This is a genomic window from Nostoc sp. DedQUE02 (genome assembly GCF_034531035.1).
Classification (GTDB): domain Bacteria; phylum Cyanobacteriota; class Cyanobacteriia; order Cyanobacteriales; family Nostocaceae; genus Nostoc.
Genome location: NZ_JAVRBY020000011.1, coordinates 120,361 through 141,110, shown reverse-complemented (window position 1 = coordinate 141,110; position 20,750 = coordinate 120,361). Strand labels below are relative to the sequence as shown.

16 protein-coding genes are annotated in these 20,750 nt (G+C 40.9%); 10 read left to right on the top strand and 6 right to left on the bottom strand.

Going from position 1 to position 20,750, the window contains the following annotated elements; all coding sequences use genetic code 11:
- The first annotated feature begins 99 nt into the window (after positions 1-99).
- The gene (locus RMX98_RS12490) at positions 100-5,583 is read left to right on the top strand and encodes an AAA family ATPase (RefSeq protein WP_322677573.1); all 5,484 of its coding nucleotides are present in this window, start codon (positions 100-102) and stop codon (positions 5,581-5,583) included.
- 767 nt (positions 5,584-6,350) lie between these two features.
- On the opposite strand, the gene cysK is transcribed toward RMX98_RS12490, so the two are convergent.
- Positions 6,351-7,310 carry a cysteine synthase A gene (cysK, locus tag RMX98_RS12485; protein ID WP_322677574.1) on the bottom strand — a complete coding sequence of 320 codons (960 nt, stop codon included), beginning with the start codon at positions 7,308-7,310 and terminating at the stop codon, positions 6,351-6,353.
- A gap of 1,020 nt (positions 7,311-8,330) precedes the next feature.
- Between cysK and RMX98_RS12480 the strand changes: the two genes are divergently transcribed.
- From RMX98_RS12480 to RMX98_RS12440, 9 genes are all read left to right on the top strand, one after another.
- Positions 8,331-8,753, top strand: a complete 423-nt coding sequence (locus RMX98_RS12480) for a hypothetical protein (RefSeq protein WP_322677575.1) — start codon at positions 8,331-8,333, stop codon at positions 8,751-8,753.
- Positions 8,754-8,792: 39 nt separating this feature from the next.
- Entirely contained in the window at positions 8,793-9,074 is a 282-nt protein-coding gene (locus RMX98_RS12475; protein WP_100900566.1) for a hypothetical protein, read from the top strand.
- A 2-nt stretch (positions 9,075-9,076) separates the two neighbouring features.
- Positions 9,077-9,388, top strand: a complete 312-nt coding sequence (locus tag RMX98_RS12470; RefSeq protein WP_322677576.1) for a hypothetical protein — start codon at positions 9,077-9,079, stop codon at positions 9,386-9,388.
- A gap of 575 nt (positions 9,389-9,963) precedes the next feature.
- Entirely contained in the window at positions 9,964-10,326 is a 363-nt protein-coding gene (locus RMX98_RS12465) for a hypothetical protein (protein ID WP_181374248.1), read from the top strand.
- A 136-nt stretch (positions 10,327-10,462) separates the two neighbouring features.
- The gene (locus RMX98_RS12460) at positions 10,463-11,470 is read left to right on the top strand and encodes an LLM class flavin-dependent oxidoreductase (RefSeq protein WP_322677577.1); all 1,008 of its coding nucleotides are present in this window, start codon (positions 10,463-10,465) and stop codon (positions 11,468-11,470) included.
- Positions 11,460-11,834 (top strand): hypothetical protein, encoded by a 375-nt coding sequence (locus RMX98_RS12455; RefSeq protein ID WP_322677578.1) that lies wholly within the window; start codon positions 11,460-11,462, stop codon positions 11,832-11,834. Before RMX98_RS12460 ends, RMX98_RS12455 begins: the two co-directional genes overlap by 11 nt.
- Before the next feature lie 873 nt (positions 11,835-12,707).
- The gene (locus tag RMX98_RS12450) at positions 12,708-14,018 is read left to right on the top strand and encodes an efflux RND transporter periplasmic adaptor subunit (protein WP_322677579.1); all 1,311 of its coding nucleotides are present in this window, start codon (positions 12,708-12,710) and stop codon (positions 14,016-14,018) included.
- A gap of 142 nt (positions 14,019-14,160) precedes the next feature.
- Positions 14,161-14,901 (top strand): SDR family oxidoreductase, encoded by a 741-nt coding sequence (locus RMX98_RS12445; RefSeq protein WP_322677580.1) that lies wholly within the window; start codon positions 14,161-14,163, stop codon positions 14,899-14,901.
- 399 nt (positions 14,902-15,300) lie between these two features.
- Complete coding sequence (locus RMX98_RS12440; RefSeq protein ID WP_322677581.1) at positions 15,301-16,014, top strand: rubrerythrin family protein; 714 nt, start codon at positions 15,301-15,303, stop codon at positions 16,012-16,014.
- A 339-nt stretch (positions 16,015-16,353) separates the two neighbouring features.
- Here the strand turns inward: RMX98_RS12440 and RMX98_RS12435 are convergent, their stop codons facing one another.
- The 5 genes from RMX98_RS12435 to RMX98_RS12415 form a co-directional block, all read right to left on the bottom strand.
- Entirely contained in the window at positions 16,354-16,929 is a 576-nt protein-coding gene (locus RMX98_RS12435; protein ID WP_322677582.1) for a TMEM175 family protein, read from the bottom strand.
- Positions 16,930-17,063: 134 nt separating this feature from the next.
- The gene (locus RMX98_RS12430) at positions 17,064-17,702 is read right to left on the bottom strand and encodes a Uma2 family endonuclease (RefSeq protein WP_322677583.1); all 639 of its coding nucleotides are present in this window, start codon (positions 17,700-17,702) and stop codon (positions 17,064-17,066) included.
- Positions 17,703-17,904: 202 nt separating this feature from the next.
- Positions 17,905-19,293 (bottom strand): histidine--tRNA ligase, encoded by a 1,389-nt coding sequence (gene hisS, locus RMX98_RS12425; protein ID WP_322677584.1) that lies wholly within the window; start codon positions 19,291-19,293, stop codon positions 17,905-17,907.
- Positions 19,294-19,506: 213 nt separating this feature from the next.
- Positions 19,507-19,953 carry a DUF3598 family protein gene (locus tag RMX98_RS12420; protein WP_322677585.1) on the bottom strand — a complete coding sequence of 149 codons (447 nt, stop codon included), beginning with the start codon at positions 19,951-19,953 and terminating at the stop codon, positions 19,507-19,509.
- 442 nt (positions 19,954-20,395) lie between these two features.
- The gene (locus RMX98_RS12415; protein WP_322677586.1) at positions 20,396-20,524 is read right to left on the bottom strand and encodes a hypothetical protein; all 129 of its coding nucleotides are present in this window, start codon (positions 20,522-20,524) and stop codon (positions 20,396-20,398) included.
- Between the last annotated feature and the right edge of the window lie 226 nt (positions 20,525-20,750).

Genomic DNA, 20,750 nt, shown 5'->3' with positions numbered 1-20,750 from the left:
TTGTAACATCTCGTGAAAATATGCTGATTTTTGTCACAAATGTTACAAGGCTAAACTTGCATGGGCATATTAAGAATGCTTATATTGCAAGAGAAAACAATGACAGCTACTTTATCTGGTTATCAACTCTTCGAAACTCTTCACTCCGGTAGTAAAACCGTCATTTATCGCGGACGGCGAGAAACCGATAACGTCTCTGTCATTGTCAAAACTCTCCTGTGCGAACATCCACTCTTAGAAGACATTGCGCGACTGCGCCACGAATATCAAATCATTGAACTTCTGCAAATTCCTGGCATTGTTAAAGCCTACGAGTTAAAGAATTATCAGCATGGACTGGCTTTGGTTTTGGAAGATATTCCAGGTTGCTTGCTCCAAGAAATGATTGCAACTCAAACAACCAGCTTACTTACTTTCCTCAAGGTGGGGATTAGCCTAGCAAATATTTTAGGAGAACTGCACGCCCAACAGATTATTCATAAAGATATTAAACCACACAATATTTTAATTGACCCCGATTCTGGGGAAGCCAAACTGATTGACTTCAGTATCTCCTCGCGCCTTAATAAAGAAAATCCCACCTTGAGCAATCCTAATTTGCTCGAAGGTACGCTCGCGTATATGTCACCTGAACAGACCGGTAGAATGAATCGGGCGGTTGACTATCGCACCGACTTTTATTCGTTAGGTGTCACTTTATATGAAATGCTGACGGGTATTTTGCCCTTTCAAGCTGTTGACCCGATGGAGTTAATTCACTCTCATATTGCCAAAACACCAGCCGCACCTTGTAGCGAAACCGTGTGTCGCGTTCTGGAAGATGTACCAGAAGCAATTAGTGCAGTTATTTTAAAATTACTAGCGAAAACAGCAGAGGAGCGGTATCAAAGTGCCTGGGGACTAAAAGTGGATTTAGAGGAATGTTTGTTTAAACTTCAAGCGACTGGAAAGATTGAAAATTTTGTACCGGGAAGACAAGATAAATCTGGGCATTTTTTGATTCCGCAAAAGCTATACGGACGCAAAGCAGAAGTAGCAACATTGATGGCTGCGTTTGGGCGTGTGGCAGGTGGTAGTAGCGAACTTATGCTCGTCTCTGGTTATTCGGGGATTGGAAAGACGAGTGTCGTCAATGAAGTTCATAAACCGATTGTGGGAGCAAGGGGTTATTTTATTGCAGGCAAGTTTGACCAGTTCAAGCGCAATATTCCTTATGCATCGTTGATTCAGGCATTCCAATCTTTAATTCAGCAATTACTCACCGAAAGCGAAGCCCAAATCCAAGTTTGGAAAGAGAAACTGCTAACTGCGTTGGGAGAAAATGGGCAAGTCATTATTGATGTGATTCCCGAAGTCGAACTCATTATTGGAACTGTGCCACCCGTAACACAATTGGGAGCGACAGAATCTCAAAACCGTTTCAATCGCGTTTTTGGGCAATTCATCGGAGTATTTACGAACCAAGACCATCCCTTAGTTGTCTTTCTGGATGACTTACAGTGGGCAGATTCGGCATCACTGAACTTAATTGAGCTATTGATGACGGATACTGAGCGTAAATATTTATTACTAATCGGGGCATACCGTGATAACGAAGTGTCGCCTACCCATCCATTGATGATGAGTTTGTCCAAAATTCAATCTTCTGGTGCGGTGGTGAATAACATTGTCTTGTCATCATTGCAGTTAACGGATGTGAAAGCGTTAATTGGCGATACATTGAATCACATAGAACACAGTCAGCCACTAGCAGAATTACTATTCCACAAAACCGGAGGAAACCCGTTCTTCTTAACGCAACTGCTGAAAACTCTACATCAAGAAGACTTACTAACATACGATTTCCATTCAGGAGTATGGCAGTGGGATATCCGACATATTCAAGCGATCGGTCTTACTGACCTGAATGTGGTGGAACTGACGGCGAGAAATATTCGTAAACTGTCTCTAGAAACGCAAGAAGTACTTAAACTGGCTGCTTGTATTGGTAACAGGTTTAATCTAGATGTATTGGCGATCGTTAACGAAGCATCTTCTTTAACAACTGCGGCGCAATTGTGGTCTGCGCTTCAAGCTGGGTTAATTCTGCCATTAAATCAGGACTACAAAATTCCCTTAGCGTTTAGTCAGGAGGATTTAGGCGGCGTTACCTTAACTGATGTCAAGGTTGATTACAAATTTTTACATGACCGCGTACAGCAAGCGGCATATTCTTTGATTCCTGATGAGCAGAAGAAAGCAACGCATCTGAAAATTGGTCAATTACTATTACAAAATACGACGCCAGAAGAACGCAAAGAAAATATATTTGCTTTAGTTAATCAACTCAATTACGGTACTGATTTACTGATATCTGAAACAGAAAAATATCAACTTGCAGAACTAAATCTCATCGCAGGTCAAAGAGCAAAAGCAGCCACAGCACACGATTCCGCCATCAAATATTTGCAAGTTGGTTTGGGACTGTTAGCAGAAGAAAGCTGGAAGTGTAAATATGAACTGACATTAACACTGCACTCAGAAGCGGCAGAGGCAGCTTTTTTGAGCGGTGATTTTGAAGAAATGCAAAGATTGTTTGAGAGCGTCCAAAACTGTGCTGTGACGCTACTGGACAAAATTAAAGTGTATGAAGTCCAAATGCAAGCTTATATGGCGCAGAACAGGCTGTTAGAAGCGGTTAACACAGCGCTACAAATTTTAAAGCAGTTAGGGGTGGAGTTTCCCCAAGAACCGAACGCGTCAGATATTGGGCAAGGATTGGCGGACACTGCGGCAATTTTGAGTGGAAGGCGAATTGAGGATTTAATTGAGCTACCTCAAATGAGCGATCGCTATAAATTAGCTGCCATTAGACTTTTGTCAAGTATCTTTGCTCCTGCATATATTGTTGCTCCTACACTGTTGCCCTTGACGGTGTGCAAACAAGTACAATTATCCGTTGAATATGGTAATGCTGCCGTTTCTCCCTTTGCTTATGCCAATTATGGTTTTCTTCTGTGTGCCATTGTGGGAGATATTGATTCAGGTTATAAATTTGGTCAGTTGGCTTTAAATCTAGTGTCAAAGTTAAATGCTCAAGAAATCAAAGCCAAGACAGTTTTCATCGTAAATCTATTTATCCGACATTGGAAAGAGCATCTGAGAGAAACCTTAGAGCCTTTGCTGTCAGGTTACTCTAGCGGAATGGAGACAGGAGATTTAGAATATGCAGGCTATAGTCTATTCCAGTACTCCTGTTTAGCTTACTTTAGCGGTAAAGAACTAACTGTCCTTGAAAGAGAAATAGCAAGAAACAGAGATGCTATTTATAAAACCAAGCAAGAAACAGCGCTTAATTATATAGAAATCTATTGGCAGGCTAGCTTAAATCTACTGGGAAAAAGTGAAAATCCCTGCTTGATCAAGGGTGAAGCCTGCGATGAACAGATCAGGTTGCCACTGCACCAGCAAGCAAACGACAACGGGGGAGTTGGCTACATATATTTGAACAAATTTTTGCTTTGTTATTGGTTTGAAAATTATTCAGAAGCGATTGAGAATCTTGCTATAGCCCAGAAGTATTTAGATGTAGTGGTAGGAATGCCTTTTGTTCCTGTATTCCATTTTTACGATTCTTTAGTACGGCTAGCAGTATATGCCGATCGCTCAGAGTCAGAACAAAAGGTCATCCTCGATCGCGTCCAAGCTAATCAAGAAAAAATGCAAAACTGGGCGGATTATGCCCCAATGAATCATTTACACAAATTCTATTTGGTAGAAGCAGAAAGGCATCGGGTTTTAGGCGAAAAAATCGAAGCGATCGAGATGTACGATCAGGCGATCGCACTTGCCAAACAAAACGAGTATATCAACGAAGAAGCACTCGCCCACGAACTCGCTGCTAAATTTTATTTGTCATGGGGTAAACAAGCCATTGCCCAAACATACATGACCAATGCTTACTACGCCTATATCCATTGGGGTGCGATCGCAAAAGTCAAAGATTTAGAAGCACGCTATCCCCAATTGATTGTGCAATCAAACACAGAAAAACTACAAACCAATTACCTGCACACTCTTCAAACAAGCTCTACGACTACTAAAGGCGCTCACATTCTCGACTTGATGACAGTGATGAAAGCTGCACAGGTGCTCTCAGAAGAAATGGTACTGAGTCGCCTGCTCGAAAAATTGATGAAAAATGTCATCGAAAATGCTGGCGCTCAACAAGGTTACTTTATTGTCAAGCACGAAAATCAATGGATGTTAGAAGCAGCAGGAACAATTGCAGGTAACGAGGTTAGCGTTGTTGTTGGCTGGGAGGATGAAACTAATTTACCCTTACTCCCAGTTGCCGTATTCAATTATGTGGAAAGAACTAGAAACAACCTGGTTTTAGTCGATGCTGTTAAAGATTCCCGCTTTGCGTTTGATGCTTATATTGCCACTTACCAATCTAAGTCGATTTTGTGTGTACCGTTGATTCACTCTGGAAAATTTACTGGTCTTCTTTACCTGGAAAACAATTTTATTCCTGGTGCTTTTACCCCAGAACGGGTAAATGTGCTGAGTCTGTTGATAGCACAAATTTCGATTGCGATCGAGAATGCTCGTCTCTTCACCAACCTACAAGCTTACTCGCAACAACTAGAAGCTAAAAACGAAGCTTTCCAAGCATCCGAAATGCGAGAACGAGAAAAAGCCGAACAACTTGCACAATCCCTGCACAGACTACAACAAACCCAGGCTCAACTTGTGCAGACCGAAAAAATGTCGAGCTTAGGGCAACTAGTAGCTGGCGTTGCCCACGAAATCAATAATCCAGTCAATTTTATCTTTGGCAATCTAACTCATGCCAACACCTATACCCAAGAGGTGCTGAGACTGCTGGAACTTTACCAAAAACATTACCCATTTCCTCATCCAGAGATTCAAAAAGAAGCGGAGGCGATCGATCTAAATTTCCTGCTGGCAGACCTGCCTAAGCTACTGTCTTCTATGCGAGTTGGGGCAGACCGGATTCGGCAAATTGTCGCTTCTCTACGAACTTTCTCACGCATGGACGAAGCCGAAATTAAAGCCGTTAATATTCATGAGGGTATTGATAGTACTCTAATGATTCTGCAACATCGCCTCAAAGCAAAGTCAGATCGGCTCAGTATAGAGCTTGTTAAAGACTACGGCAACTTGCCTGAAGTGGAATGCTATGCAGGGCAGCTAAATCAAGTGTTTATGAATGTGTTGAGTAATGCGATCGATGCTTTGGAGGAGTCGTTAGCGAAGAATCAAGGACAAATAACAACTCCAACCATTACTATTTACACTGAAAAAACTGATGATCATCAAGTCGAAATTCGGATTGCAGACAATGCTTTAGGTATGCCAGAGTCTATTCGGCAACGTCTGTTCGATCCTTTCTTTACCACAAAACCTGTGGGCAAAGGTACAGGTATGGGTTTGTCGATTAGCTACCAGATCATCACCGAAAAACATGGTGGTTCACTCTCTTGCATCTCAGAACCCGGTAAGGGGGCGGAGTTTCAAATCCGCATTCCAGTTTCCCAGGAAGTCAACCCCTTTGGGGAATTAAAAATGAAAAATTAAGAATTAAAAATTGTAAGATGCTGCGGCAACCGTTTAAGAGGTTGTTTGAAAAGTGGTTGGCTGTGATTTTAGGCACTAACCGATCCCCCCTAGCTGTGATTTGAACGATAATTTAGCCAAACGGTCACGAAATACTTCACTCTGTACTAGGACAACATATAGTTCAAAGCTATAAATGGAGTTCAAAAAACTCAAAACTTAATTACAGCAAGGAACATGGTCTTATAGTTCATTTGTACCGTGCCGCGATGAGAGAGAAATAAAAATTCAGATTTCAGGCGATCGCTTTATCACTCAATTTTTGGATAAACATATTTTTGAACCATATTGTGGGCATTTTGAACCAAACTTTGACCGAAAGTTTAAAATTTAAGGGTTAAATTAGTGTGTCTTGCTGTGCATTTTTTACCAAGTCAAAAATAAAACTTTTGGTTGTATTATGGTTCGCATTTAAAACACGCGGACATAATTTGATTCATAAAGTTAGGTTTTTGATTGGCTAAAAACGTTGAAATTACGTTAACTTTTGGTCACGCTATGGTTCACAGTTTGGTCATGCAAGGGGTAAAATCACACTAGCCCCCCTTTTTAAGGGGGGAACCGGAATCAAAGTCCCCCTTTTTAAGGGGGATTTAGGGGGATCTAGAACGTTTTGTTACCGAGAAGAAAACTTTTCAAACATCCTCTAAGTAAACAGCGCTAAGACATAAGGTAGATGAGGGAAAAACCGCGAACGATCGCTACTCCCTCATCTCTTTCCACTATCTTTAACGCACCCCAGCAGTTTCTAAGGACAAATCTTGAAACATAGGTGTGCTGAGGTAACGTTCGCCAAAGGAAGGCTGAATCATCACAATTAAACGTCCGGCATTTTCTTTTCGTTTACCGACTTGAATTGCAGCACACAAAGCTGCACCAGAGGATATGCCAGACAATAAGCCTTCTTCTTTTGCCAAACGTCGCCCATAAGCGATCGCTTGTTCATCGCTGACTCTAATTACTTCATCAACCAATTCTAGACGGAGAACATCGGGGATAAATCCAGCCCCAATACCTTGAATTTTGTGTGGCCCGGCTTCACCACCAGAGAGAACTGGGCTGTTGCTGGGTTCAACTGCGATCGCTTTAAAAGTCGGCTTGCGCTGTTTAAGTACTTCTGCAACCCCAGTAATCGTTCCACCAGTACCTACCCCAGCAATAACAATATCCACTTCCCCGTCTGTATCTGTCCAAATTTCTTCGGCGGTGGTTTCTTGGTGAACTTTAGGATTAGCAGGGTTGCGGAACTGTTGCAGCATAAAAGCATTGGGAGTCTTAGCCACAATTTCTTCGGCTTTGCGAATTGCTCCCCGCATTCCCTCAACGCCTGGTGTCAACTCCAAAGAAGCACCATAAGCCCTAAGCATAGCTCGTCGTTCTTGGCTCATTGTCTCTGGCATGGTCAAAATCAAACGATAGCCACGCGCTGCTGCTACCATCGCTAGAGCAATTCCTGTATTACCTGAGGTAGGCTCTACTAAAATAGTTTTTCCTGGGGAAATTGAGCCAGCAGCTTCTGCTGAAAGTACCATACTTAAACCAATACGGTCTTTCACCGAAGCCGCCGGGTTCATGCCTTCTAATTTAACAACTATCCTTGCTACTACTCCCTCAGCTTGAGGAATCTTGTTCAGTTGAACTAAAGGAGTTCGTCCAATCAGTTCTGTTATGTCTTGAGCAATCCGCATTATTTAACTCCTAAAATCCTAAATCTTAGTACAGAGTATTTACTTATAACAATAAGCCTTGATGTATTTACTTTGCAGTTTAATGTCAATGAGTGCATATACTATGTATTCTAACTTAACCACAAAATATGAAAGTTTAAAAAGAACTTTTATCAAATGTTTCCCTTAATTCTCACTTCAGAAGAGGAGTAACTTGCCATGCTTCTATTTTACCATTTGGAATTGCTGACTATTATCTTTTAGGTTGAAATTAAATTTTTGCAATTCTGTATATATGAATATTTTTTATCATTATTTTCTCTTTGTTAGGAAAATCTAATTTACTCTCACAACATTTAATTGCTTTTCCTAATTTCTTAGTCTATCTTTATCAAAAGACATCGATATTTTCTTTTGAGTGCAAATTTTATCAGCCCAAAAATGCATCGAAAACAGTCTTTAACCATTGCCTATGTGGCTTTTATATTGAGTGCAAACACACCAGAACCCCACCTCAAAAAGACTAGAACCCCGTCCCAAAAACACTAGCACCCATACCCCAATGAATTTTTTTAAGACTTATCAGGTGAGGATTACAGGCTTTGAGTACTATTCTAATGAATTTAATAATCTTAACAGGGCTGGGGTAAACTGTTTGGTGGAGAGCGGCTGATATAAATCGTATAGGATTTACGCAGAGATTCCCCTCTACCCCCCAACATTCCTGAGCGCAAGCTTAGTGAACTAGGGGGGACTTCTTAATCTCTCTTTTTAAAGCAGGATGAAACCAGATTCCAGAATCTAAGTGCGTTATTTCTGATTGAATAATTCTACGTTTTGTGAACAGGTTGGTAACTTTTCATTAGTCAGTAGTCAGTGGTGATTAGAAAAATAACTGACAACTAACCATTGGGAAAATTAACGTTTACACATATTTTGATATCAAAACTGTTTAAGAGGTAGAAATATATAGCTACTTTAAAGAAACAGCAAAAGATATTTTCTTACTGGGTGCATACTACCTAGCAAGGGAGAGCCAAGATGAAAGCCAAACTTTTAAATGTTCTTACAGTTTGCGTCGTTACTTTAGCAGTGCTTTCACCAGGACTAGTAGTATTTGGCATTATTTGGGAGCGACATCTAGAGTTAGTAAAATCTCATAATCTAGCTTCCGAAGTCAACAACACTACTATAGATGCTCCCACCTTGGCTCCCCAAACAGAGGGTACACATTCCCCTCAGACTAGCATTCAATCCTCTGATCGTAATGTGGTTCATCAAATGCTGACTGTTGCTGAACAATATAAATTTGCTACTATCCTGCAATGGTTCTTCTTGTTAACCCCGATTTGTGTTGGGTTAGGAATTCTCTTTTACGACAGATATCTTGTTCATCGTGCTGCTGTTTTAAAAGAACAAGTTGAAATGTTGGAAAGACTGTGGCAGCAAAGTATCGAACAGTAGCTTATTCACAATAAACTCACTAAAACCAACCAACTTACTATGTCAGAACAACGCCAACAACTATATTTTAACCTGATTGATGAGCTACTAAAATGCCCTAATGGTCAGGAACCAGAAGTTTTGGAAAGTAAACCAGAATTGATTGATTCTGGCTTTGTAGAAACAATGTTACAAGTAGCTACTATGTTTGCTCATGAAGGCAATCAAGATGGTGCTAAGTTTTTATTTTTTGTGGCACGTGAGTTAGCGAAAGAATTGGGTTTATATCCTGAAGTTTCCAATCCTGAAGTTGCAAATACTGAAGCTGCGAATAAGGAGTAAAAATGTTGTTGACTTCAACGGATGCGGGACAAATAGCTTTAGAACTGCTCATGGCAGACTGGAATATTTCAGAAGAGAACAGAGAATGGTTCACAATCTTTAACTCTCGTCTGATTGGCGAGAGTTGGTACACCGTGGAACTAGGTGTAGAAGGATTTCCAGATAGATGGTTTATTCAAGTATATGACAATGGAGTGTGCGATCCAAACTATACATTTATTTCACCAATCCGTGGTTTTGAAGGATTTACAGACTTTATGAATGTGCCGGATATCGTAGCAGAGGTGTTAGTTTGTGAACGCAATGCGCGATAATAATAATTAAAAATTCAAAAATTAGAATTCAATATTGAGATGTGCTAATTAAATACATTTTATTTGAATTCATAATTTTCGATATCAGAGTATTTGGGGGCATCTCACCTTTACAAATATACCTGCCGATTAGAAATCGCGGTTTATCTTGCAAACAAAATTCGCCTGCTTGGACAAAACAAACAAGGGTCTTAAGCCATTGTCTAAAGCACAAAGTTGGGTTTTGTCTGTATAGCTTTCAGAGGATATTTTAAAGATCCTCTTGTTGGTAACAAAACGTTTTAGATCCCCCTAAATCCACGCCACTTACTCTACTTGGGGTCTCCCCAAGTGGAGCGACTGGCGTGGGGTAGGGAAGATCAATAAGTGCCTAAAATTACAGAAAATTACTTTTAAAACATCTTCTCAAACCAATACTTTGATATTTAATTCAAAATAAAAATGCTTTACGCAAATCGGAGGTGATACCAAATAAGGTACATCTCTTTTTTTTGTAGTATTTAATATTTAATTTAAGCTTATGGGGCTATTTTGTCATGTTTAATTGATAAAATTATGTTATATTAAATAGCGTGATGGACGCTACAGAAATATCAGTTCCAATGATTGCTGAAGATATCTTAGCCAAAGAATTCACAAGAGTCCTCAACGAATACTACCCAAAAGTTGGAGAATTACTAGACGGGTGTTATGTGAAAGTCATTACCTGTTTCTGGGGACGACCTGCGAGACGCTTGCAATATATAGGAATTTATTGCTCTGACGAAATGATTTCCTGTGTGCAAGCCCACAAAGAAATACTCAGAGAAGTAGCAGATAACATGGGTCTAGTACAGGTAGTCTGTATGAATGCCAAGCGATTATTGCGCGATCCGATGTCGAACATCAAACACAATAACCCACGTCTATGGTTGGAGTTACAGTGGGTTGCAAATTAGTCTTTGATCGCATTAATTGAGAGGAGTAGATGTGTTTGTAGTGAAAACTTTAGTCGTCAAATATTTAAGCACGCTTAGTGCTTACTACAAACCTATCGACCATTAGAATAGCCAGCACAAAGTATTAACGCAAGTAATGAAAACTGGAATTTTCTGCAATTACGATAATCATCACCAAGATGCTCGTCGTGCCATCTTTGAGCAAGTCACGCTGATAAAACAGGCAGAAAATTTAGGTTTTGAGTCAGCCTGGGTGAGTGAGCATCATTTTAGTGAATCCAATCTCAGCCCCTCCATGTTGCTGTTAATGGCACACTTGGCGGGGCTGACTTCAACTATCGAATTAGGCACTGCGGCGGTATTACTGCCATTCCATAACCCGATTCGGGTAGCGGAAGATATTGCCACTCTGGATAACCTGTGCAATGGACGATTATTATTTGGAGTTGCTAAAGGCGGCCCCTTTCCCCAACAAAACAAGCATTTTGCGACACTCCCAAGTGAATCCCGTTCCAGGATGCTAGAGGCGATCGCCCTAATTTACAAGCTGTTATATGAAACTGATGTATCATTTAATGGCAAGTATTATCAATGCGATCGCTTAACAATTTACCCAAAACCATTGCAGAGTCAAATACCAGTTTATGTTGCCACTGGCGGTGATGATGGTATCGAGTTTGCTGCTAAACATTCCTTCAGCTTGATGGGTGGGCCGCCATTCTCCCTACAGAGATTGAAGGATACTGTTGCTAAATATCGAGCCTTAAATTCTAGTGGTGCGGAAAATTTCGTGCTGGCACGCTTTTTTTATGTTGGCAAAACATTTGATGAGGCGGTGAGTGAAGCGTTACCTTTCATTCGCAAATTTAGCCAGAAAATGAAAGCTAATTCGGCTGAATTATTGCAGAATAGTGCGAATCCCAACCAAAAACCATTCGATCGCACAAACATTTGTTTCGACGAAGATTATTTGATTGAAAACTCAATTATTGGTGATGTGGAGACTTGTCGAGACAAAATCAAGAAATTTCAAGACGAATTAAATTTAGGTACGTTAGCACTCAAACCCTCGTCTTCGGATATGCAAAAAAACCTGGAGAGTTTGACGCGCTACAACCAAGAGGTGCGAAATTATGTCTTCTAAACTATACCAGCTTCCTCCCGATGATTTACCTCCATCTGAGGTAACGAAACAGGATGGAATGCTGCAAATGGAGCTAGAACAGTCTACAGGCAGATGCTTCTATCAAGCCTGCGATCGCATTACTCGAGTCCTGTTATCTAATTGTCAGTGGTATGTCACAACAAATGCTAGCATTCTAACATTAATTATTGACTGCCCTGACTTAGTAGCTTACTGGCATATAGTCAGCAATATTGCTCAGTTGGGTAATAGGTTAGAGCGCTTTGCTAGCAATGGTAAAATCCGCGTTTATCCACCATTTGGCAAGGGGATGCCATTTGAAATCAGCGTAAATGAAATATCAGCTTATCGAGATTGGCTTTGAGGTAAATAGAAACTGGGAATCACACTAAATATAGCTGTCTTTCACCCTGTACTTCTAAAGTGCAGGGTGTTGCAATTTTTATCAAAGTTGTAACTAACTTAATTTGATCAAGATGAAGATTCTTGGCTGATTAATAATACCACTTTGAAAAAAGAATGCGACAGATACATACGGACATACCTTTGTTCTGTCTGGCTTTCTTAATTTTGAATTTTGAATTTTGAATTGGTATAACTTATTGGGATGAAGTGCGATGTCTACGACGGTCACTGAATCTCGACTCACAACGACTGCGCGGTAGTTGAATCTCGACTTCGCTCGATTTCCGCGTAGTCGAAACTCAGTGCAAGTCGCTCGATTTCCGCGCAGCCGTACCACTTTGTGGAAGCAAGCTACGCGGAGCGTCTCGTAGAGAAGTGTGGGCTACACCTACGCTTTTTTCGCAACTTCCACTTTTCTTGTAGCAGCTTGTACTTTGACGTTTCCGTGTTTGGCGCAGTCTGTAGCAGCTTCTGCTTTGACGTTAGCAGAAACAGACTTGCATTACACCTATTTTCACTTAAATAGAAGATGGTTTTGCCGCACAGCAGTACTGTCTTCCGATCATAAATGTGGTTAAAACAGGTAAAAAATTGAAATAAATCAATGTTTTTTGGTTAGTTCTAATGCACTTACCAAGTATCTCTATTAGGTAGATGGAAAATTAGGGATTCACCTTTTGATAGATTTAGGGTGTATTATCAAAACTGTATATTTGGATGGGCTAACACATGATTTGCCATAAAGCCTCATGCCAAATCAGTAATTTCAATATCAACAGATGAAATTTTGATTCAATTATAGTTAATTTGTTCCTTAACTTCCTCAAAAGCCATGACATCCCCTGAGCCTCAAACTGATTTTGGAGAAAAAACTCCACAAACCTCATTTGAGCCACCTTCTGGAAAACGGCGGTGGCTTTGGTTATTTTTACCTGCACTACTATTGTTAGGGGGCGGAGCAACTCTAGTTTGGCGTTTGCTCACTCCACAAAATTCAGCACCTTCAACTGTGAACGCTCAACCTCAAGGGGTAAGAGTCAAAATATCGACAGTACAAAGCGGCATAATTGAGGAAAGTTCAGATTTTATTGCTAGCCTAAAATCCCAGCGCTCAGTCACGCTTCAGCCAAGGATTCAAGGTCAAGTTACCCAGGTACTTGTCAAATCTGGAGATCCAGTTGCACAAGGAACGCCAATTATCCAAGTAAATCGTACACCACAAGCAGCGATCGCTCCTAACAACGCTGTGCCTCAAGCATTTTTAATGCAACTGGCAAACGCCCGCGCTACACTCAAATCTCTGGAAGCAGAACGACCATCTTACGTTGCAAATGTGCAATTGTACCAGCAGAACTACGAAAAGTTTGTCACTCTAGCTGAACAAGGAGCCGTGTCTCGACAGACTAGCAATCAGGTTGCTGATAGGCTTGCCACTGCTAGAGCTAGTCTTAATGCAATTGATTCTAGGATTCAAACACAACGAGCCAACATCTTGCAGGCTGAAAAATCCTTGCAGCAAGCTAATGTAAATACTCAAATACAACAGCCCCAATCTGACAAAATTACCGCTCCCTTTAATGGCACAGTTAGCAACATCACGGTGAAAGTCGGTGATTTAGTTAATACTTCGACACAATTAGTTAATATCACTCAAAATCGACCTTTAGAAGTGAATATCTCTGTGCCACTACAGCAAGGGCCCCAATTGCGTAAGGGAATGCCAGTGGAGGTCATGAACACACAAGGTCAAAAACTGGGTAGAAGTAGGGTATTTTACATAGCACCTAATGCCAGTAATGAAACGCAAACGATACTGATCAAAGCACTTTTTGACAATCCTAATGGTCAGTTGCGTGCAGATCAATTGGTAAGGGCTAGAGTGTTCTGGACTCAGCGCCCTGGAGTTTTAATCCCCACAACAGCAATGACTCGTGTCGGTGGAGACACTTTTGTTTATGTAGTTGAAACCGAAACATCTCCTCAAGGTGTATCCCAACAAGTAGCTCGGCAAAGACAAGTGAAGCTAGGCGAAATTAAAGGTAATAATTACCAAGTTATTGAAGGATTACAGCCTGAAGATAAAGTTATTATCTCAGGATTGCTCAATCTTAGGGATGGCGTTGCGATCGTTCCAGAATCTTAGTTAAGGAGTGGGGGGCAGGGGAAGAATAACTATTAATTATTTAACCAATGCCCAATGACTGCGATCGCTAAATTTAACCTTGGTACAGTACTTTAATAGCAGATAATTGCTTTGGTTAACCAAAATTAAACCAGATTAATCTATGGCATCAATAGCTGGGAAGGTTGCAATTATCACTGGTGCATCGCGGGGAATTGGACGAGCGATCGCACTAAAATTAGCTGGTAACGGCGCATCTATTGTCGTCAATTATGCAGGTAATGCAGGCAAAGCACAGGAAGTTGTTGCAGAAATTGAAAAGTTGGGAGTAGGGGCAGTTGCCATACAAGCTGATGTTAGCAAAGTAGCTGACATCCAACGGTTATTTGAGCAAACACTTGAGAGCTTCGGTAAAGTTGATATTTTAGTAAACAACGCCGGAATCGCCTTTTATAAACCAATTACTCAGGTGAGTGAAGAAGATTTCGACGCGATTTTTGCCATTAATGTCAAAGGCACTTTTTTTGCTTGTCAACAAGCCGCGCAACACATGACAGAAGGCGGGCGGATTATCAACTTTTCTTCATCAACCACGGTGATGATGCTGCCAACTTATAGTGCCTATGTCGGAACTAAGGGTGCTGTTGAACAAATCACACGGGTACTAGCTAAAGAATTAGGTGCAAAAGCGATCGCAGTCAATGTTATTTCTCCTGGCCCCACCGATACAGAACTATTTAGAGAAGGCAAAACACAAGAACAAATAGACCGTTTAGCCCAAATGGCTGCTTTTGGCAAATTGGGAGATGTACAAGAAATCGCCGACGTAGTAGCCTTTCTTGCTAGCGACGAAGCTAGGTGGATCACTGGGCAAAACATCCGTGTAAATGGTGGAATCGCGTGAGATAATCAGAACTATTCTCATGAACCCGATATTCTCCGTTTCAAAACCTTAGCCAATAACGTGGGCATTACTAGTCCTGTTAGGGTAGGTAAAAATTAGCCTGCTACATCCATTAGTTCGGACTTTTTACGGAAAGCGTCGGGCTTTTTACTGGAATATAATTATCCAAGAGCAGCTAACACGGATTGCTAAATACAGCAGATTTCAAGGAAAGTGAGGTACACAAGCTCGCGTCTGTTAACCAGGTAGAAAGCGTGTTTTATTCCTTAATTCTGAATTCTGCTGTATGGGTTGAAAAAGTTTGTATAAACCGTTTCATTTATACAAATAACGGCTCCTGTATCCGGTTGTAGAGTCTGTGCTTTTGCACTAAATATCACTTCGCAGGCATTAAAAATTATGGATTTGTCCAACTTTACTACACTTCAAAACTTAGAAGCTGCCTTCGGTGGTGAATCGATGGCAAATCGCAAGTATCTGTTTTTTGCTGAAGTGGCGCGTCAACTTGGGTTTACAGACTTAGCGAAACTTTTTAAAGAAACAGCAGAACAAGAAACCGAACACGCTTTTGCACATTTTAAATTACTACATCCAGAACTTGTGGTAGAAGATTCGGCTACTTTAACTGATGAACAAAAGCGGGAAATTGTATCTCGCTGTTTATCTTTAGCAATTGAAGGTGAGACTTACGAATATACTACGATGTATCCAGAGTTTGCCGCAGATGCTCAACGCGATCGCGACAATCCGGCGGCTGAAGAATTTCTCAAACAAGTTAAAGAATCTACCGATCATGCCAACACATTTCGGGAAGCTGCACACCGTTTTGGCTTGTTAAAATTCATCGAAAATTACCACGCTGATCGCTACACTGAAGCCTTAGAAGTCTTAAACGGAGGACAAGCAGCAACCAGAACTGCTGGTGAAGATCCTAAAACTCGGAAATGGATTTGTAAACAATGCAGCATGATTTACGATCCAGTTGCTGGCGATCCTGATTCTGGGATTGCACCCGGTACACCTTTTGAAGAAATTCCTGAAGACTGGGAATGTCCAATTTGCGGTGCTAGTAAGAAAACCTTTAAACCATTTGAGGAAAAAGTTGCAGCTTAAAGGGACAATCAATTAGGCACTTTTTTTTAGCACATAAACGCGAAGTATCTTATAAAGATGCTTCGCGTTTTAGCTATATTAATAGTTTCCTTAGACTTATTAAACCCGAAGAACCCCACCCCCAACCCCTCCCCGCTTTTCGGGAGGGGTTGGGGGTGGGGTACAATGACTGTGGAAATCATAACTATTTATGCAGACATGATATAACTTGCAATTCGGCGTTGCTGAATTGAAGTATGAATCTAGATGTAGAGACGTAGCAGTGCTACGTCTCTACAAGGATTTTGGTATTATGCAAAATCGTTTTCATATATGGAATCAGCAACGCCCGCAATTCCTTTAGGAAGTGAGAGTCTTCTCAATGCGACGGTCAGGTATCAGCCAGATGATCGCAACTAAAACGTATAATGCACAGGCAAGCCATGAGTTTACAAAAGCGAGTGGAATTGCCACAGCATAGAACACCACCGATACTTTTCCCTTTAAGTCTCCACCAAGTGCGATCGCTAGAGTCGAATCCTTGCCGTGGTGAGAAATCAGGGTGCGGGTAAGAATGAAGTAAGCGATCGCATTCAACAACAACACCGTACCATAAAGGGCAACAGGCATGGCAGCAAAGTGATTTTCGCCCATCCAGCCAGTGACAAAGGGGATTAGCGACAACCAAAACAGCAGATGCAGATTAGCCCAAAGGATACGTCCATTAACGTGTCGGACTGCTTGTAAGAGGTGATGATGATTGTTCCAGTAGATGCCTATATAAATAAAACTCAGCACATAGCTCAGGAATACCGGGATCAGGGGACGTAGCGCAGCTAAATCGAACCCATGCGGCACTTTGATTTCCAGCACCATAATGGTGATGATAATGGCAATCACCCCATCGCTGAATGCTTCTAATCTCCCTTTTCCCATATACGCATTCCTTTTCTATCTACTTGAGAGTTCGGTTGTGATATTCTGCACTTTATCCTACCAAGTGGTCGCCATTGATGAAGATTTTCTGCACTATAAGCATTTGTCCTCAGATAGAAGCGATCGCAAAATATTTAATTCTCACTCGCCAATTTCTGTCGCAATTCCCGAATAGCAGCGCTAGTATTACGCTCATAGGCAAGTTTTAAACAGTCTGTGACTACCTCTGACACATTGATGTTGGGGAAATAACGGCTACTGGTTTCAACAGTGTAGACATCGCCTTGCAATCTGTAAATCACAAGCTGGTTCTTCCTGAACAACCAAACTTCTGGTACTTGATAAGGCAGGTAGTCATTTACATCAGTGTAGCTGGTGATATCTATCTCTACCACTAAATCGGATGATGGATCAACACCCCAATTGATCCGATCTTTACCTGCAATTGCCTCCCAGTTTTCAATATAAAAACAGTAATCTGGTTCTATACCACTTTCCTGTGGCAGTTCCATTGTGATTGGAGTAAATGCTTCATATTCTCGTCCCAGATGATCGAGCAAAACTTTGACTACATCTGCAATTACACTTACTTTACGACCATGTTCTGGTAGTGGTGCCATCAAGAGAATTTCTCCATCTCGATACTTAATGCGAGGAGAGGAGCGATCGCCTAGTTGTTGATTTAATGCTTGATAGTCTTGCCAACTTCCAAGTAGGCGTACTACCGCACCTGGGGACAAATGAATTGTATCGAGTGTGACAACAGCAAACATAGAACTAAACCTCCACCTCCAATGTAATATTTTAAATATCAACTGCTGCGACTGAAAAATACAGCAGCTATAACAATTAAACCTAAAAGTGCTAAAGGAACCCAGAGATTAGGGACATCCGACAAACTCATAAAGGACTTCCAAATAAGTAGGGTATATGAGGCAAATTCTAATAGACAGTTACTACTTTATAAATCAACTTTTAGATAAGCCTTTTTTTAACTTCCTCAGCCAAATTTTCTAGTAGCACTTCTACTTGCTCGCCTGTTTTCAAATCTTTGAGCGATGACTTTTGCGCTGCTGCTTCTTCAGAACCAATAATTACGCAAAATTGAATTCCTTGCTTGTCTGCTAATTGAAATTGTTTACCCAAGGGACGCTTATCAAAGTTAGTTATCACATTAATGCCCGCCTGACGCAGATTTTGAGAAACTTTTAAATAAGTGGGCATTAAATCTTCTTGCATATTCACTACCATTACTTGGGCTGGTGTAGCAGCTAATGTACTTAGAATACCAGCTTTTAATAAACGACTAATTAAGCGAGTTAAGCCAATAGAAATACCGACACCAGGCATTTTTTCGCCCAAAAATACCCCGACTAATTCTTCATATCTCCCGCCAGAACAGATGCTACCTAAAGCTTCATGTCCTAATAGGGTTGTTTCGTAAACTGTGCCAGTATAGTAATCAAGACCACGGGCAATGGATAAATCAATACAGAAACGATTTTCGGCAACTCCGAGATTACGCACCCCTGCAATTACCGTTTCTAATTCACTAATTCCTAAACTCAATTGCTTGGTTTCTGATAAATTTTGGGCGAGATGCTTAAGCTTATCTAATACTTGATCAACCGAACCGTTGATTTTGATAAATTCAATAATTTTTTGCGCTTGCTCTACTGAAATTCCTTCTTTTTCTAAATCTTGCTTGACTTTATTTCCACCAATTTTTTCTAAAGTATCAACAATCCCAATACAAGATTTTATTTGATTTTCGGCAATACCCAATGATTTAAAAAAACCAGTCAGAACTTTTCGGTTATTGATACGAATCAGAAAATCACCAATATTAATTGCTTCAAATATCTCAGTGATAATTGCAGGCATCTGAGCATCATACAATAAGCTGAGTTCACGACGAGCAACTACATCAATATCACATTGGCGAAACTGTCGAAAACGCCCATCTTTTGCCCGTTCTCCTCGAAAAACCACATCTGTTTGGTAACGGGCAAAGGGAAAGGTTAATTCATTTAGGTGACGGGCGATATACGCCGCCAAAGGAACTGTTTGATCAAACTTTAAAGCTCTAGCTTCCGAACCAGTTTCGCCCGATTTATCTCTCTCAGCTTGTCGATTTGGTGGCAGAATGGGGTCAATTCCATAAATAATATTATCGCCTTGATTACCTTTAGCTTGTAGCACTTCTAACCGTTCTACAGCAGGTGTCTCAATAGGCGTAAATCCATAGCTTTCAAAAACTCTACGGATGATATCTAACAAGTGTAATTCTAGACGCTTTTCGCTAGGCAGAAATTCTGGGAAACCGCTAGGAGTAGAAAAGTTTATTTTGTCACCTTTGGCCATGTGTATACCTTACTAAGTTGAGTTTGGAGATGAAAGCCTAACAAATGCAATCGTGGCTACACAAACAAAGTCCGCACTTCTCTACGAGACGCTGCGCGTAGCTTGCTTCCACGAAGTGCTACGGCAGGCTACTTCGGCTACGCTCAGTACAAGTCAGTGACCACCTGCGCGGACTGAAGAATAATGAGCTTTTATCTTTGAAGGAAGAAATTATTATCTTACCCGTTCTTCTTGAATTAGGGTACGTTGAAAGATTTGATTATTTTTAAACCAATGCCAAGTACGGGCACGATTGTTATTGTCAGGACTAATGTAGATCATTTCATATAAGCTCATTTCTGGGTTTGTTTTATAATTAAACTGCAAAATAACAATCGAATCATCGGCTTCCCAGGCTTTTCCGTCAATGCGATCGGTGTCAAACCAAAGTTTATTATCTTTATAGATTCCTGGAAATTCATACTCCTCTTGTTTACCATCAGACCATTTATAGCGATTGATTTGGTAGTAGGGATGAGGGCCATTTTCGGGAAATTGACAAGTTAAATGAGACTCATACTTATCGAGGATTTTTCCTGCCGTATCAACTACTGTATAAGTTCCTACCCAATCTCCTTCATGACGGACAAGTACGGGCATTCCTTCTCGTATATTTGACATTGCAATTCACCTTTTATTGTTCTAATATTTTGAAAAATCGAGTAAAGTAATCGGGTGTGCAGGTAGTCAGCTACAACTTAATTATGTTCGCATATTATGAGTGGGGAGTGGGGAAGGTTGTCAAAGACGGCTTTAATCATCGCTGGCATAACTTGACGCGATGCATAACGAATTCTATTTTTCTTCCAAGCGATGCCTGCGGCGGGCTACGCCTACGCATTTCTCGTCGGCTTTTAATGTTCTGGTTGATCTGCTGTAACTAACCTCTTTATCCACATAAATATCTTTCGCCAGTTTTGCCGCGTGCGATCGCTAGTTGACGGTTTTATTGTCCACGCCCTGGCTTGCATCGCTATACTACCGTTTTTCTTCCAAGCGATGCCTGCGGCAGGCTACGCCTACGCGTTTTTCGTCGGCTTCTAAAGGCTAAGTTAAGTGGCGGCTAGTATCCTTGTACGGCTTGATTCAATGCCAACAAAGGAAAGTCTTGCAAAATTTCCAGTCCTTGAGTGACGATCCCTGTATCTCCTTTAGCTACTTCGTCTAAAACTTCGTTCGCGCAGCGTCTCAAATAGACGTTTTTGTGCTTTAGTGCCTTCGTTTTCTCATTTCCAGTGGATGTTTGAGTGGTTTATCCAAAACACTGCCTTTGATTTTATGTCTCTTTAGATGTACGGAGCTTTTTCAAAAATCAAATATTAATCCTATAGCCAGATTCCTGTCAATGCGTAAGTCCTGTATTTTTTGTGGAAGAAATAACTTTATAACATCAGCCCTCTGTCTTCATACTCTTTTTT

Bases quoted from the DNA above. Each gene is read 5' to 3' on its own strand.
- RMX98_RS12490 (WP_322677573.1), top strand. From the start codon at position 100: ATGACAGCTACTTTATCTGGTTATCAACTCTTCGAAACTCTTCACTCC.
- cysK (WP_322677574.1), bottom strand. From the start codon at position 7,310: ATGCGGATTGCTCAAGACATAACAGAACTGATTGGACGAACTCCTTTA.
- RMX98_RS12480 (WP_322677575.1), top strand. From the start codon at position 8,331: ATGAAAGCCAAACTTTTAAATGTTCTTACAGTTTGCGTCGTTACTTTA.
- RMX98_RS12475 (WP_100900566.1), top strand. From the start codon at position 8,793: ATGTCAGAACAACGCCAACAACTATATTTTAACCTGATTGATGAGCTA.
- RMX98_RS12470 (WP_322677576.1), top strand. From the start codon at position 9,077: ATGTTGTTGACTTCAACGGATGCGGGACAAATAGCTTTAGAACTGCTC.
- RMX98_RS12465 (WP_181374248.1), top strand. From the start codon at position 9,964: ATGGACGCTACAGAAATATCAGTTCCAATGATTGCTGAAGATATCTTA.
- RMX98_RS12460 (WP_322677577.1), top strand. From the start codon at position 10,463: ATGAAAACTGGAATTTTCTGCAATTACGATAATCATCACCAAGATGCT.
- RMX98_RS12455 (WP_322677578.1), top strand. From the start codon at position 11,460: ATGTCTTCTAAACTATACCAGCTTCCTCCCGATGATTTACCTCCATCT.
- RMX98_RS12450 (WP_322677579.1), top strand. From the start codon at position 12,708: ATGACATCCCCTGAGCCTCAAACTGATTTTGGAGAAAAAACTCCACAA.
- RMX98_RS12445 (WP_322677580.1), top strand. From the start codon at position 14,161: ATGGCATCAATAGCTGGGAAGGTTGCAATTATCACTGGTGCATCGCGG.
- RMX98_RS12440 (WP_322677581.1), top strand. From the start codon at position 15,301: ATGGATTTGTCCAACTTTACTACACTTCAAAACTTAGAAGCTGCCTTC.
- RMX98_RS12435 (WP_322677582.1), bottom strand. From the start codon at position 16,929: ATGGGAAAAGGGAGATTAGAAGCATTCAGCGATGGGGTGATTGCCATT.
- RMX98_RS12430 (WP_322677583.1), bottom strand. From the start codon at position 17,702: ATGTTTGCTGTTGTCACACTCGATACAATTCATTTGTCCCCAGGTGCG.
- hisS (WP_322677584.1), bottom strand. From the start codon at position 19,293: ATGGCCAAAGGTGACAAAATAAACTTTTCTACTCCTAGCGGTTTCCCA.
- RMX98_RS12420 (WP_322677585.1), bottom strand. From the start codon at position 19,953: ATGTCAAATATACGAGAAGGAATGCCCGTACTTGTCCGTCATGAAGGA.